At 78.0% G+C, this 14,472-nt stretch carries 11 protein-coding genes; 8 read left to right on the top strand and 3 right to left on the bottom strand.

The window, feature by feature from the left end:
• Positions 1–12 precede the first annotated feature (12 nt).
• The gene (locus ACFQBR_RS31430; RefSeq protein WP_344183243.1) at positions 13–1,038 is read right to left on the bottom strand and encodes a hypothetical protein; all 1,026 of its coding nucleotides are present in this window, start codon (positions 1,036–1,038) and stop codon (positions 13–15) included.
• Between the two features lie 195 nt (positions 1,039–1,233).
• Here ACFQBR_RS31430 and ACFQBR_RS31425 point away from each other — a divergent pair, with 195 nt between their 5' ends.
• Together ACFQBR_RS31425 and ACFQBR_RS31420 are read left to right on the top strand one after the other, a co-directional pair.
• Complete coding sequence (locus tag ACFQBR_RS31425; protein WP_267949004.1) at positions 1,234–1,893, top strand: DUF1697 domain-containing protein; 660 nt, start codon at positions 1,234–1,236, stop codon at positions 1,891–1,893.
• Positions 1,853–2,812 (top strand): CRISPR system precrRNA processing endoribonuclease RAMP protein Cas6, encoded by a 960-nt coding sequence (locus ACFQBR_RS31420; RefSeq protein WP_344183241.1) that lies wholly within the window; start codon positions 1,853–1,855, stop codon positions 2,810–2,812. Before ACFQBR_RS31425 ends, ACFQBR_RS31420 begins: the two co-directional genes overlap by 41 nt.
• Positions 2,813–3,036: 224 nt before the next feature.
• Here the strand turns inward: ACFQBR_RS31420 and ACFQBR_RS31415 are convergent, their stop codons facing one another.
• Complete coding sequence (locus tag ACFQBR_RS31415; protein ID WP_344183239.1) at positions 3,037–3,216, bottom strand: hypothetical protein; 180 nt, start codon at positions 3,214–3,216, stop codon at positions 3,037–3,039.
• 302 nt (positions 3,217–3,518) lie between these two features.
• Here ACFQBR_RS31415 and ACFQBR_RS31410 point away from each other — a divergent pair, with 302 nt between their 5' ends.
• The 6 genes from ACFQBR_RS31410 to ACFQBR_RS31385 all read left to right on the top strand — a co-directional run bounded on the left by ACFQBR_RS31410 (position 3,519) and on the right by ACFQBR_RS31385 (position 12,831).
• Positions 3,519–5,423 (top strand): hypothetical protein, encoded by a 1,905-nt coding sequence (locus ACFQBR_RS31410; RefSeq protein ID WP_378554935.1) that lies wholly within the window; start codon positions 3,519–3,521, stop codon positions 5,421–5,423.
• Positions 5,420–6,100 carry a hypothetical protein gene (locus ACFQBR_RS31405; protein WP_344183237.1) on the top strand — a complete coding sequence of 227 codons (681 nt, stop codon included), beginning with the start codon at positions 5,420–5,422 and terminating at the stop codon, positions 6,098–6,100. The genes ACFQBR_RS31410 and ACFQBR_RS31405 overlap by 4 nt, the downstream gene beginning before the upstream one ends.
• An 82-nt stretch (positions 6,101–6,182) precedes the next feature.
• Positions 6,183–8,114, top strand: a complete 1,932-nt coding sequence (locus tag ACFQBR_RS31400; RefSeq protein ID WP_344183235.1) for a hypothetical protein — start codon at positions 6,183–6,185, stop codon at positions 8,112–8,114.
• The gene (locus ACFQBR_RS31395; RefSeq protein WP_352985027.1) at positions 8,111–9,745 is read left to right on the top strand and encodes an RAMP superfamily CRISPR-associated protein; all 1,635 of its coding nucleotides are present in this window, start codon (positions 8,111–8,113) and stop codon (positions 9,743–9,745) included. Before ACFQBR_RS31400 ends, ACFQBR_RS31395 begins: the two co-directional genes overlap by 4 nt.
• 48 nt (positions 9,746–9,793) lie before the next feature.
• Entirely contained in the window at positions 9,794–10,555 is a 762-nt protein-coding gene (locus ACFQBR_RS31390; protein WP_378554934.1) for a hypothetical protein, read from the top strand.
• Complete coding sequence (locus tag ACFQBR_RS31385; RefSeq protein WP_378554933.1) at positions 10,549–12,831, top strand: TIGR03986 family type III CRISPR-associated RAMP protein; 2,283 nt, start codon at positions 10,549–10,551, stop codon at positions 12,829–12,831. The genes ACFQBR_RS31390 and ACFQBR_RS31385 overlap by 7 nt, the downstream gene beginning before the upstream one ends.
• A 146-nt stretch (positions 12,832–12,977) precedes the next feature.
• Here the strand turns inward: ACFQBR_RS31385 and ACFQBR_RS31380 are convergent, their stop codons facing one another.
• The gene (locus tag ACFQBR_RS31380; RefSeq protein WP_344183272.1) at positions 12,978–14,129 is read right to left on the bottom strand and encodes a hypothetical protein; all 1,152 of its coding nucleotides are present in this window, start codon (positions 14,127–14,129) and stop codon (positions 12,978–12,980) included.
• Positions 14,130–14,472 lie beyond the last annotated feature (343 nt).

Below are 14,472 nucleotides of genomic sequence, written 5' to 3'. Positions count from 1 at the left end.
GCGGCCCGCGGGTCAGCGGGAGCCTCTCCGGGGGCCCGCGGCGGCCAGGGCCGCGGCCAGGTCGTGCAGCAGCTCCGGCAGGCGGGGCGCGTTGCGCGCGATCCGGTCCCAGGCGAGGGCCGTCCGGTCGAGCCGCTGCCGGGTGGTCGGCTCGCCCGTCCCCAGCCTGGCGGCGCGCCGTTCCGCCCGCCGGAACGAGGAGACGGCCGCCCACACGGCCGCCGACACCACCGGGCGGAAGACCCCCTTGCCGCGCACGTCCAGCACCGCCTCCACCGACCAGCGGCCGTCCGCCCCGGCGGTCGGCGCCAGCCAGGCGTCGACCTCGGCGACGGCGTGGCGGGCGCGCAGGCGGGCCGGACGGCCGCCGCCCCGGCCGGAGACCGCCGAGTACCAGTCACCGGTGGAGAACCGGAACTCTCCCGACGCGGACCGCAGCCAGGCGCCCCTCCCCGGCAGCTTCACCTCGGCGGCCCAGGTCAGCAGGCCCGCGGGCGCGTCGTGGGTGACGGTCCCCCAGGTGACCGGCGGTTCGGTTCCGCCGACCGCGTCGGGCATGCTGAAGTCCACGGAGGAGGTGCCCGTCTCGTCCCAGGCGGTGACGGTCAGCCCGGTACCGCTCCACCCCTTCTCCTCGTCGTCGGCGGGTTCGACGGGCACGCCCTCGGGGGAGAGCTCGGCCACGAGGTAGTGGCTCCGGGGCGCGAGGTGCCGCCCGGTCTGCAACTGGAGGGCGAGCTCCGCGGCGGTCACCTCCAGTTCGTCGGCCTCCGCCTCCGTCCGGGGGGAGCCCTCGCGCAACCGCGCGGCGGCGTCGCGCCGCTCCTCGCGCAGCTCCTCGGCCGACTCCCGGTCGACCAGCCCCAGCTCGTCCGCCCGCGCCACCAGGCGCTCCCACGACTCCGGGTCGGGGGGGAGCAGCCATCCCCGGCCGTCGAACCGGCAGCCCCGGGCGACCTCGTGCAGGGCGGAGACGATCCGCCCGACCACCTCCCGGTCCACTGCGGTGATGTCGAAGGTGTGGCTCAGGCGGGGCACGGCGTCTCCGGTGTCGTGGGCGGTCGGCGGGGCGCGTCGCGTACGCCTGCCAGCGTACGCACCCGGAGCGCCCGCCGGGGCACGGGAGGCGCCGGCCGGTCCGCCGGGGCGGCGCGCGGTCCGCCCTCCCCGGACCACGGGAGGCGGACGGGACCGCGCTTGCGGCGGCGCACCGGCGGCGGCAGGCTGGACACCATGACCGAGTACGTCGCACTGCTGCGCGGGATCAACGTCGGCGGTCACCGCCGCATCGCCATGGCCGACCTGCGAGCCCTGCTGGAGGACCTCGGGTACACAGGCGTCGCCACCTACGCGCAGAGCGGGAACGCCGTCTTCGGGGGAGGGGACGCCGATCCCGCGGAGGTGGCCGAGACGGTGCGGAACGGCATCAGGGACGTGCTCGGGCACGACGTCCCCACGGTGGTGCGGACCGCGGCCGGGATGCGCGCCGCGGTGGAGGCGAACCCGTTCGACGTCCCCGACCCCTCCGGGTTCCTCGTCCTCTTCTGTGCCGGCGCGGTGGACGCGGACGCGCTGAACGGGATCGACCCCTCCCGCCACCCCGGGGAGCGCATGGCGCTGGTGGGCGACCAGGTCTACACCTGGCACGAGGACGGGATCAGGTCCGCCGTACTGCCGGACCTCGTGGTCCGGCACGTCGACGGGACGGTCACGAGCCGCAACTGGCGGACCGTGCTGCGCCTGGTGGAGATGGTCGGGGACCGGGAGCGGGCCCGGCCCGCGACTGTCCGAGAGAAGTCCTCGGTGAACCGAGGACGGCGCGCACCGGACGCCGTCACGACCACGCGAAGGGGTGGTGCCCGTGCCGAGACGGTGGACCGTGATCCTGCGTGACCTGTCGGACACGGCGCGGCCGATCCGGCCCGAGGACTGCCACGGCCTCCTCAACCGGTGGTGGCCGCAGCCCCCGGAGGAGCACGCGGCGGCCAAGCGGTGGTCCATGAACGGGTGGCCTCGCCCCCTGGGCGACCGCCTGTACCACTGGACCCTGACCTGGCTCGACGACGAGGTGCCGCCCTCCCTGGACCCGGAGGACCTGGTCGGCGACCCGCAGCGGATCGGCGACCACCTGCTGGTGCCCCTCTCGGTGACGCGCACGCACGAGCGCACCTACGCCCAGATGCTCGTCGAGCCGCGGGGCCCGTCGGCGGTGCGCGCCGCCGAGGTGCGCAGCCGGACGCCCGTCGTCATGACCACCCGCGACGCCACGGGCGAGCGCATACCGCACATCTGGCCCAGCCCGCGGCGGCTCTTCGGAGCCGTGCACCGCTCGGGCGGCGGGATCGTCGGAGGCAGCGGGGCCGTCGGCGCCGTGGCGCGGTTCGCGCCGCCCGCCCTCGCCGAGAACTGGCTCGAACTCGTCCTGGGCGGCATGGCCCAGGTGCGCCGCACGCCCCTGCCCGGGGAGGAGGTGCGGCTGGCGGAGCACCACCACGCCGAGAACCGCACCGTCCTGGGCTGGCACGGCGGCTTCAGGCTGGAGATGGCCGGCGGCGACCGGCGCCACGCCGACGCCTTCGCCACGCTCCTCGAACTCCTCGAACTCGCCGGTGTCGGCAAGTACACCGCCCAGGGCTTCGGCTCCGTGCGCGTGGACACGGTCACCTGCGGCCGGCCGTTCGCGGAGGCGCCCGTGTCCCGCGCGCGCAGGATGCCGAACCGGGTGGCCCGGCGCACCCCCCAGCGGGTGGGGGACGCCCACGTCCGCGCCGTCGCCGAGGCCGAGGAGTTCGGCGGCACGCTGTTCGACTGACCCCCAGACCGCCGGTTCCCGCCCGAGGACGGCGGGCGGGGACCGGTGCCCGACCAGGTCCGGCCGCGCCGGCTCCCACCCCGTGGACGGGGGTGGGAGCCGGCGCCCCCTCCCCGCCGTGTCCCCGCCGTTCGCGTGTGCCGGAGGCCGCTCCCGCAGGCGCCGGGGCCGCTGCCCGGCCGGGCAGCGGCACGGTCCGCGGCGCCGCCCGGCCCCGCGCCGACTCAGGCGTGCGGGGCCCCTCCCTCCGGCGCCGTCCGCCCGGTGTCCCGGTCCCGGAGCGCGCGGGCCAGCCCCCGCAGGTGCGGCACGAGCTCGCGGGGGACGAGCTCGGGCGCGTCCGCGGGAGGGGCGTGCGGGTCGCGGCCGCGCAGGGCGATCGTCTCGGACGTGTGCGGTGCCATGGGGAGACCTCCGTGCCGGGGAAGGGCGGTGCACCCAGCTCTCTCGGACAGAGCCCCGGTCCCGGGCGGGCCGACGGCCCCCGGAGGGGCGGTCCCCGGGGCCGCACCACCACGCGGTCGAGGCCCGGCGTCGACCGCCCCCGGAGGAGCGGCCCCCGGGCCCGGGTGGTAACCGTGGTCTCTCACGGCCGGTGGAAGGCGGGCACCGTCCGAGAGGAGTCCCCGGGAGGCGGCCCCGCGCGGCCCGCGCCCTCCCCTCCCCGCGACCTTCCCCGCACCCGCCGACGAGGAGACCCGACACGGTGACCCCCGTTCCCGCACCGCACAGCCCGCCCGGCGCCGCCCCGGACGCCGGGGGGCCGCCGCCCAGCGGTGTGGTGGTCGGCGTCGACCTGCGCGGCATCCAGGCCTACGTGTACAGCGGGCGCCGCATCCTGGACGCGGTGGGACGGGCGGCGCTCGTCGCCGAGCTGACCGACACCTCCGACGCCGAGCACGGCATCGCCGACCTGGTTCCCCCCGGCTGCGTGGTCCTGCGCGACGCGGGAGGGGCGCTCACGGCGGTCTTCCCGGACGCCGCGGCCGCGCGCCGGTTCACGGCCCGCTACACGCGGCGGCTGCGCGACCGCGCGGGCGACCTGACCCCCGTGGTCGCGCACGTCCCCTACGGCGCGGTCCGGGCCGTGGGCCCGGGGGCGCCGGCGGACGGCGGGCCGGGCGCCGCGGCGGCCCCCGCGCCCGTCGCCGGGGTCGACGCGGCCCTGGCGGTCCTCCCGCAGCGGCTGCGGGAGGCCAGGCGGCACATGTCGGCGCTGCACACACCGGCCCACGGGTACGGCATCACCGCGGTCTGCTCCGTCAGCGGCGGCCCGGCCGAGACGGTGGACAGCAGCCGGGCCCAGGACGACCACCCCGACGTGCACGAGCGGGTGACCGCCGACGTCGCCAGGGCCCGCGGGATCGGCCGCCGCTGGCACCGCGCCCACAGCGCGGACTGGCTGGCCGGAGCCGCCACCGCCACCGGCGCGCCCGCGCTCGCGCTCCCGATGGAGGTCGACCGGCTCGGCCGCGACCACGGCGAGGTCAGCAGGATCGCGGTGGTCCACATCGACGTCAACGGCCTCGGGATCATCCTGGGCTCCTACCGCGAGCGCGCGGGGGACCCCCGCGTGCCCGGCTCCGGGGCGATGGCCCAGCGCCTGCTGTCCGGACGCATCGCCGGCCTCACCGAGGGACTGGCCCGGGTCCTGGTGCGCGCGGTGGCCGCCACGGTGCGGGCCGAGCCCGGCCGGGCCCCCGTCATCCCGGGCGCCGGCGCCGCCCGGCCCGTCACCCTCCACCACGTCCCGCCCGGCCCCGTCCGGATACCGGTGCGCCCCATCGTGGTCGCCGGGGACGACCTCACCGTCCTGTGCGACGCACGCCTGGCCCTGAGCCTGGCCCGCTACGCGCTCGACTGGCTCGACGCCGACCCCGAGCAGATCGGCGACCCCCGCGACCCCCGGGTGGCGCTGCACCGCGCGCTCGCCGGGGCCCACGGCGGACCGGCGGGCGCGGGCCGGACCGTGCGCCGCCCCGACGGGGGCGGGCACACCACCTTCGTGCCCACGGTCGGGGTGGGGATCGCGGTCCAGCCGGTCGGCGCGCCCCTCTCCCTGGGCTACGACCTGTGCGAGGCGATGTGCCGCAGGGCCAAGGAGCACAGGGTCGCGCTCGCCGAGGCCGACCCCGGGGCGCCGGACGAGCACGCCGTCGCCTGGACGACGCGGTTCGACGGCGTCGACCGGGTCCTGCGCCGCCTCGACGGCGCCCGCCTGGCGCCCGTCCCCCGCACCGGGCTGCCGTTGACCGGGACCGGGTTCGCCCGCTTCCTCGACCGGTACCTGTCGGCGTCCGCCCCCGGCAGCCTGCTCGCGGAGGGGGACGCCCGGCGGCGGAGCTGGCTGGTCTCGTCCCTCGTGCCCCTGCTGGAGTCGGGCGCCGACCCCGGCCCCGAGCTCGCCCGCCGCGCCCGTGTGACCGGCGGCCCCGTCGGACTTCCCCGGGAGTGGACCCCCGGCGCGCTGCTCGACGCGGTCGAGGTGATGGACCTGTACCTGGACCCCGGGCTGGCGGCGGCGCTCGAGCCCCACCGGCCCCGGCCGCGGGGGCGGGCGGGTTCCGGCGGCCCGCACCCCCCGGCTCCGCCGGGGGGTGCGCGGACGTGAGCCCGCCGGACCGCATCGTCGTGCGTCTGGCCTCCCCCGCCCTGTTCGTCGGCGCGAGCGCGGACGGGACGGGCGCGGACACGGACGTGGTCACCGACGAGCACGGTCTGCCCTACCTGCCCCGCCACCGCCTCGCGGCCAGGCTGCGCGCGGGGGCGGCCGACGCGCTGGGGGCGGCCCCGGAGCTGGCCGCCGCGTGCGACGAGGTGTTCGGCCGGAGGCGCTCCCACGGCGCGGACCGGATGCTGCGGGTGGGCCACGCCGTCCTGGGAGAGGACGTCCGCTCGGCGGTCGCGCGCGCCCTGGCCGGCCGGGACGAACCCCTGCGCTCCGTCCTGCGCCGGGCGGTCACGGACGCGTACACCGCCCTGGAGTCGGGGACCGCCGTCGGACCTGACGGGGCCCCGGAGCCGGGGAGGCTGCGCACGAACCGGGTACTCCTGCCGGGGCCGACCCTGTCCGCGACGCTGACCTGGGCGACCACCCCCGGAGAGGCGCACTGGCGGCTGCTGGCCCGGGCCTGCCTGGCCACCACCCGGATCGGGCTGAGGACCACGCGCGGACGGGGCCGGGTGGACGTGCGCCTGGCCGGGGCGGACGGGGACCCGCACGCGGTCACGCTCCGCCTGGCCGCGCCGGTGAGGAAGGGGCCGGACCGGGAAGGGGTACGTGTGTGAACACCGGCCCCCTCCAGGACGCGTCCCGCGGCCGGCGCCCCGCCCCCGCGGCGGGCACCGCGCCGCCCGCGGGGGTGGGTGCGTGAACCCGCTCCCCGCCTCCGGTTACCTGCCGCTGCGCTACGTGCTCACCGACACCCTGGCGGTGCGCACCTCCCTCGACCCGCTGCGGATCGACTCGGAGCACTCCATCGGCGGGCGCGCCCAGCGCGGCATGCTCGCCGCGGCGCTCCGGCGCGCCGGCCGCGAGCGCGAGCTGCTCGACTGGGTCGCCCGCGGCGACCGGATCCGCTTCGCCCCCGCCTACCCGCGCCTCGAACCGGGGGCCGACCCGGGCCTCCCGGCGGACTCCGCGCCGGCGCGGGCGCTCGTGGCCTACCCGGCCCCCGCCCACCTCTACACACCGGGCAAGAACGGCGACACCACCGTCGACGTCTTCGCGGGAACCGACCCCGCCACCCCCTACCGGGCCGTTCGCGGCCACGTCACCCTCGACCGCTCCCTGCGCGCCGCCGTGCGCACCACCGCCGAGCAGTACCTCGGACGGTCCCGCACGGGCGACCGGTCCCAGGGGGTCCCCTTCTTCGCGACCACCGTCGACCCCGGCCAGGTCTTCGAGGCCCGCTGGCAGCTGCTCGCCGCCGACAGCGGCTCCCTCCGCGACCTCGCCGAGCGCGTCGCCGAGGTCCTCGACGAGGCGGACGGCACCCTCACCCTCGGCTCCGGCGGGACCCGGGCCCACGGCGGCGTCAGCGTGGCCCCCGCGGACCCGCACCGGCTGCTGTCGCCCGACCGGGTCGCACACCCGCACACGCGCCACTGGCCCCCCGGCGCCCCCCTCGACCTCCTGCTGCTCTCCCCGGCCCTGCTGGTCGGCGAGGAGGGCCAGTCCAGCCCGCGGGCGCTGGTGCCCGCCGTGCTCGACCTCCTCGCCCGCCGCCTCCCCGGCTCCGGCGCCAGGGTGCTCGCCCACCACGTGGAGGCCGGGCTGCTCGGCGCCTACCACCGGGGCTACCGGGGGCCGATGGCGCAGCGGTGGGCGGCCGTGCCGGGTGCGGTGGTGCGCCTGCGGCTCGACGGCGGCCTGACCGCCGACCAGGCCCGCGACCTGGAGGCCCACCCGCTGGGCGAACGGGTGGTGGACGGCCACGGCCAGTTCACGCTCCTCCCGGTCCCGCCGGGCGGGCCCCGCCCCCTCGCGCCGACCGCCGTCCCGCTCGCGGCGGCCCCGTCCGCGGGCCGGCCCCCCGCGCGCGTCCCGCCCCCGCCGGCGCCCGCCGGGGCGGTTCCTGCGGCTCCTGCGGTCCCGGAGGTTCCTGAGGTCCTTGAGGCCCCAGCGGTTTCTGCGGTCCCGGCGGTTCCGGCGGTCCCGACCGCCACGGGCGGGGAGGGCGGGCTCGAGGAGCTCTACGACGAACTCCTGTGGAACGCCGCCTCCCGTCCGGTCCGCGACCACGCACGCTCCCTCGCCCGGGACTCCGCCCGGGGGCTCGCCCCCCTCACCCCCAGCCTGCTCGGACGCCTCCGCGAGGTCGTGGGCCACCCCCACCGCACGCCCGAGGACGCGCTGACCGCCCTGGGTCGCACCGTCTCCGGCCGTGCGCGCGGCCGGGCCGACCGGGCGGGCACGCACAAGGCCCTGCACGACCGCGCCGTCCGCGCCCTCGCCGGGGCCCGGCTGTCCCGGCCAGGCCGGCCCGGTCCCGTCTCCGTGCAGTCCTGGCTCGGAGCCCTGGCCGACGGTGGCGCGGCCGCCGAGTGGTGGCGCGACAACAGGCCCGAGCCCCCGGACAGCCCCGCCTACTCCCGGGCGCTCGCCGCCGTCGACCTCTCCCTCCCCGACGGCCTGCCGCCCCGCGACCACCCCAGCGGGCTCTCCTCCCGTGCCCGCGTGTGGGAGCGCCGGGCCGCTCCCCGCCTGGCACTGCTCCTCGCCTCCTCCTGGCTGTCCGAGGCCGGAGTGGTCCTGCGGGCCGCCCAGGAGGGCCGCCACGATCCTGGGGGAGGCGGTTGAGCACCCGCCCCGCCCGCCCCGGGCCGCTCTGGGAGATCGCCGTCCGGCTGTGCCTGCTCTCCGACACCCACATCGGCGCGGCCCGGGCGGTGCCCCGCCACGCCGCGGAGGGCGACGTCGACCTGCGCGTGGACCGCGACCCCCGCACGGGCGTGCCCCGACTGCGCGCGACCACCCTGGCGGGCCTGCTTCGCCACGAACTCGCGGCCCGCACCGAGGACCCCAGCAAGGTGAGCCGGCTCTTCGGGGCGCCGGAGTCCGGTCCCCCGCCCGGCGGGGAGCCGGACGCGCCCGCGGCGAGCGCCCTGGACGTCGACGACGCCGCCGCCGAGCTGCCCGAGGGCACGACCGTCGCCGTCCGCGTCGGCACCCGGGTGGACCCGGCCTCCGGTACCGTCCGCCCGGGGCGCATGTGGCAGTGGGAGGTGCTGCCGGCGGGTACCGTGTTCACCGCCCACATGCGGCTGCGCGTGCCCGCCCCCGCCGACGAGGAGCTCCTGCTCGACCTGCTGGTCCTGGCCGCCGACGGGTTCTCCGGGGAGGGCCCCGGCATCCGCGTCGGGGGGCGCACCGGACGCGGCCACGGCGCCGTCCGCGCCACGCACTGGACCGCGGAGCGGCACGACCTCACCGACGAGCGCGCCTGGTTCGCCTACCACGCCCGGTCCTGGGCAGACCGCTGGGAGCGCGGGGCCGCGGCGCTCGCGGACGCCCCCGCCGAGCTGTCCACCGCGCTGGCCGCGCGGCTGCGCGCCCACGGGCGGGCGGCGGCGGCCGCCCGTCTGGAGGCACGCCCAGCCCGCCCCGACCGGCGCCACCGCGCCGAACTGCGCCTGACGCTGGCCGTGGCCGAGCAGCCCGAGCCCGCCGGACCGCCGCCGCGCAGCCCCCGCCCCGGCCTGATCATGGTCGGCGACGTGCCCGCTCCCGAAAGGCTCGGGACCGTGGACCGGGCACACCGCCACCGCCCGGTCGTGTCCGACGCCGACAAGGCCTCCGTCCGCCTCGCGCCGGTGCTCGGGGACACCGCCCTGTTCGCCCTGTTCAAGAGGATCGGGGGCAGGCTGGTCCGGGACGCCGCCGAGCACCTCGGCGCGGAGGGGGCCCGGTGGCAGGAATGGCACGCCCACTGGTGGGGGGCGGACACAGGGCCCGGGGGCGCGCGCCCGCGCCCCTCGCGGGTGCGCCTGAGGGCAGCCCCCCATCTCAGGGGCGGCGCGCACCTGACCGCCACCCGCCTGACCGTGGACTCCCTGTTCGGCGACGCGGTGGAAGGGCGGGTGTTCACGAGCGACCTGCACTGCGGCGGCAGCGGCGAGGTGGTCCTGGACGTCCGCGACCCCGACGACGCGGTGCGCGGCCTGCTCGTGCTCGTCGTGCGAGAACTGGCGACGGTCCCCTTCGACACCCTCGGGGCCGGAGCGGGGAGCGGGAACGGACGCCTGACCGCGACCCGGGCCGCACTCACCACCTGGACCGGTGACGGCGGGCCGCCGCACCGGGTGGACCTGCTCACGGCGCTCTTCGCCCCGGGCAGCGCGGAGGCGGCCACCGCACGCGGGTGGGTGTCGGCCCTGAGGAGCCGGCTCGCGCCGGGGGGCGGGACGGCGCGGGCCGGCGGGGAGCGGTGAGGCCGGGGCACGGGGCGGGGACGGACGACGGGACGGAAGGGAGCACAGGTGGACCACACACCCCCGAGGCCGGAGGGGCTGGCCGTCCGGCGGCTGGACGGCGGACAGGTCGAGGGCGTCCTCGACGACGTCTTCACGCGCGGCGTCCGCTGCCGCCTCCTGGACACCGGGACCGACGGGATCCCCGGAGCGCCGGAGGCCCCGCAGTGGCTGCTCGCCGAACTCGGCGACGGACGGATCACCGGCGCGTGCCCGGGCGGGCGCTGGCGCCGGTCGGACCACCCGTCCACCGCCGACCTGTCGGCCCCCGCGCTGAGGCCCGCGACCGACCGGTGGCGCGTCCTGGAGGTCCTGGTGTTCGGCCCCCGCGCCCAGATCAGGCTCGGGGAGGGGGCGGAGGACGGGTGGATCAGCGCGGACGACCCCGCCCCGCTCCCGGAGTGGCTGCGCCCGCGCGACCGCTCGTTCCTCCTCCAGGGGTGGAACGGCCGTGCGCACAGCCGCACCCTCGGCGGGGACGTGCCCTTCTCGGCGACGAGCGAGCCCTCCGGCACCCGGGCCGCCCTGCCGTTGGGGTGGACCGACTTCACCGGCCGCGCCCGCCCGCGTCCGGGCGGGCGCGGCGCGGCCCTGGAGAGCGCCGGCACGTGGCTGACCGTGCGGGAGTACTGGGCGTCCGACCCCGGGACGGGGGCGGTGGGGGTGGCCTTCCACCGGCTCACGGGGATGCGGTCCGGCGCCAAGCCGACAGGACCGGAGTTCGACGTGGGCACCGGGGACGAGATCGCCGAGGAGGAGCGCCGATGGTGAACCCCCGCGACGTCGCCTCACGCTTCGGGGGCAGGCCGTGCCCGCCGCCGGGGGCGGCCCCCGGGCCCGCCGCCGCGGCGGACGCGGCCGCGGGCGGGCGGGGCGGGCGGTTCCACGCCACCGCGCCCTACGGCCTGGTCGCGCTCGCCGAGACCCCCGTGCCCGCGGCCGACCTGCACGCCGGGCACGTGACGGACGACCTGCTGCGCAGCCACGACCGCACGGCGGACGGAACCCGCTCGGGGTGGATCGACCTGGCCGTCACCACGCTCACCCCCACCTTCGTCGGCCAGACCCCCGAACCCGGCCGGGTCGGCTCCTCCCTCCGGTTCCCCCACGGCGAACGCCTCCTCCCCGCCCTGCCCGGATCGAGCCTGCGCGGCCTCGTCCGCAACACCGTGCGCATGCTCACCGGCGGCGAGACCGGCCCGGTCAACACGCCGATGCTGTTCTTCCGCGCTCCCGTGCGCATCGATCCCGGCAGCGCGGACAGCGGCCTGTCCACCCGCGCACGCCAGGTCATGGCCCGGCAGCACGCCGACTACCGCAGGCGCCGCGCGGGGCTGCGCACCAGGCAGGGGTTCCTGTTCCACTCCCCGCCGGACGGCTGCTGGTACGTCGTGGAGGTCCCCGGCACCGCTGTCTCGGCCGAACCGGGCCAGGCCCTCAAGGTGCCCTTCACGGTCCTGCGCGAGAGCCTGCGCACCTGGGACTTCGGGGTCGACGACTTCCCCGACCCGCCCCGCGGGAACACCTACGTGCCCACCGCCCACGAGCAGCACGGACGCCTCCAGCACCGGTGGGTGTACGCCGTCCACCTGCCGGGGGAGCGGCGGATCGCCGCCGTCGCCCCCACGGCCCGCCAGGCGCGGGAGTACCTCGCGGCCCTGACCGCCGGAGCGGGCGGCCCCGACCGGGGAGGGGTCGTGCAGGCCCTGGTCGTGCTGACGGGGGCCGCCGCGGGGGACCGCCGCAACGCCTACCTCTTCCCCCGTCCCCGCGACCTGCGCGGGGGGCGGTTGCGGGTGCCCGGGCCCATGGTGGAGCTGTTCGAGTCGGCCGAACAGGTCACCGGCTACCAGAGGGCGGCCTTCCCCGACGGCCTGGGGGCCGGCGGCGCCGAACCGGCCCGCGAACCGGTGGCCGGGACCGGCGGCGGCGGACTGCCGCGCCGCAGCCTCGAACCCGTGTGGTTCGACGTCGACCTGTCCGGGGCGGTGGTGTCCTTCGGCCGCTCAGGCGGCTACCGCATCGCGGTCAGCGAGGACAACCCCGTCCGCCGAGCCGTCCCCGGGCCCGTGCTCGGGCCCCAGCACGGCGACCCCGACCGCGTCGGGCGCGCGGGCCGCCCGGTGGACGTGTGCCGCGCGCTGTTCGGCGACACCGACACCTTCGCCGGCGAGGCCGGGGCGTCCAAGGGGCGCGTCTCCTTCGGTAGCGCGCTCTCCTTCGACCCCGACCCGGACTACCCCGACGGGGCGGTCCTGCGGGTGCGCCTGCTCTCGCCCCAGCGCGGCTGCTTCGCGAACTACCTGGTGCAGGGGCCCGACGCGGGGTCGGGGGACCGGCCGGACATCGTCACCTGGTCGCACGAGGGGCACGTGCGCCTGGGCGGGTACAAGGTGTACCTGCACCGCCACCCCGCGGGCGGCGCCCGCCCCTTCCGCCACGACGCGCGCGCCCAGGAGGAGCTGGACCTGACGGTGCTGGACCCCGGACACCGGGCGAAGCCGCCCCGGGACACCGAGCGCGACGTGGTCCCCCTCCGGGACGGCCTCGCCTTTCACTCGCGAATCACCTTCACCAACCTCACCGACGGAGAACTCGGCGTCCTGCTGCGGGCCCTGCTGCTCGACAACCCGGTCGGCGGCGGGGACCCCGCCGACCCCGAGTACGCGCACAAGATCGGGATGGGCAAGTCGCTGGGCATGGGGAGCGTGCACCTGGCGCCGGAGCTGTACCTGGTGGACCGGCGCGCCCGCGCCCTGGACCTGGACCCGTCCGCCGGGGTCGTCCGGGCCACCGACGAACAGGTCAGGGGGTTCCTCGACGCCTTCGACGGCGCTCTGGCGGCGCGGCGGCTGCCCGGCGGGCCCGGCCCGGAACGGTGGCGCGAGGTGGAGCAGGCGCGCGACGTGTGCCTGGCCGGCCGGTGGCGCGGACGCCTGCCCCTGGAGGAGACGGCGGTGATGTCCTTGCGCGAGTTCGCCGAGTACCCCGTGCTCCCCCCGCTGGCCAGGCGCTTCTCCGAGGCGGGCCGGGGGAGGGGAGCCTGAGCGGCGGGGGCCCTTCCGGCGCGCCGCGCGGCAGGCCCCCGGCCCGAGCACGGTTCGGCGACCGGACCCGCCGCGGTCCGGGGCCCTCGGGCGCGCCCCCGCTCCGCGCCGGCAGCGGTCCGGGCCCCGGGCCGTCCGGGGAGACGCTACCTGTCGATGGCCTCCGCCAGGGCCTCCACGAGGTCCGCTCGCAGGTCGGGGTCGTCCTGGGCCCCCGCCCACAGGGCGGGGACGTCGGTCCCCTCGTCGAGCAGCCGGCACAGCAGGGTCTCCAGGGCGCCCTGCGGGTCGGCGTCGAAGGCCGACCGCGACTCCTGGGCCCGCGTCGTCAGCGCGAGGCCGGTACGGCGCAGCCAGGAGCGCTCCGCCTCGCTCAGCACCTCGCGCCGCCGGGAGGGGTCCTCCGCCGGGTCCGCCGGGTCGGGGTCGGGGACGGGGGAGTAGGGGGCGCTGCGGGCCCGGCCGCGCGCCTGCTGCACCAGTGCGAAGTGCCGGGGCATGGTCGTGGCCATCCGCCCCAGCACGCCGGTCAGCCGGCGGGCGACGTCCTCGCCGTTCAGTTCCGGCAGGAGGCCGCGGAGCACGAGGCGCCGCCGCTGGTCGGGGGTGCGGCCCGGGTCGGCGTCGCGCCCGGCGGCCAGCTCGGCCAGCTTGCGCAGCAGGTAGTCGCCCGTGGCGGTCGAGACCATGGGCGGTTCCTTGACGGCGGTGAGCGTGCGGCCGTGCAGGTCGGCGACCGGCACGGCGCTGCCGTCCTCCGTGAAGGAGACCGTCTCGCCCGGGTGGATGTCCTCGGGCAGGTCGGCGGCGGGGTTGCCCCAGCCCGCGGTGAGCACCAGCATGGCGAGCGCCTCCTGGTCGACCACGTCCGTGGCGACCAGGGCGACGTCGCGGCGCTGCGCCCAGCGGCGCGGGCGCTCGGAGAACGCGCAGCGGATCCGGCCGTCGGGCGCGCTCTGCGGGTAGACGCGGCGCAGGTTCTTGTAGGAGCGGTCCCGGCGCACGTCGTCCAGGGCGTCCCGCAGCCGGTGCGCGGCGGTGCGGTCCACCCCCGCGGCGCCGGGCGCGGCACGCCGCATGCGCACGGCGATGACGCCGTCGGGATCCGCTCCGTGCACCGGGCACGGGCAGTGCTCGGCGCACAGGTCGACGTAGTCGCAGAACTGTTCGGAGTGGCCCGAGCAGCCCTGCGCGGTTCCGTCCGCGGAGCACGGCCCGCACCCCAGGACGCGCGTGAAGACGCGAAGGAAGGCGGCGGAGCCGAACAGCTCCCAGGCGGAGCAGTGGTGCGTGCTCACGAACTCTTCTCCCCGGGTGTTCCGGGGCCGGTTGCTTTCCCAGCCCTCCGGGAAAGCACATGTGGAAGAGACGTGAGACCTCAGGTGACACCCCCGCGTGAACGGGAGGTCGTATAGCAAAATAGGGCCACACATAGGGAAATGTCAATTCTTGGGCTGGATTATCAGGTTGCATAAACCAGTTCTGATGCTGATGAAATGGACATCCGAAACAAGGGCCCCACGTCTTTCCCGGGGTTGGCCCGGTACGCACGTCCGCCGCCCCCCGCGCGTGTGTCCGAGAGACTGCGGTGAAGGCCTTGGACCGGTGCGCGGTACGGCCGGACCCGGCACGCCGGCCGGC

Source organism: Nocardiopsis tropica (assembly GCF_042660575.1).
GTDB classification, from domain to species: Bacteria; Actinomycetota; Actinomycetes; order Streptosporangiales; family Streptosporangiaceae; genus Nocardiopsis; species Nocardiopsis tropica.
The sequence above is the reverse complement of the archived record's forward strand: the minus strand, read 5'-3'. Positions and strand labels throughout refer to the sequence as shown.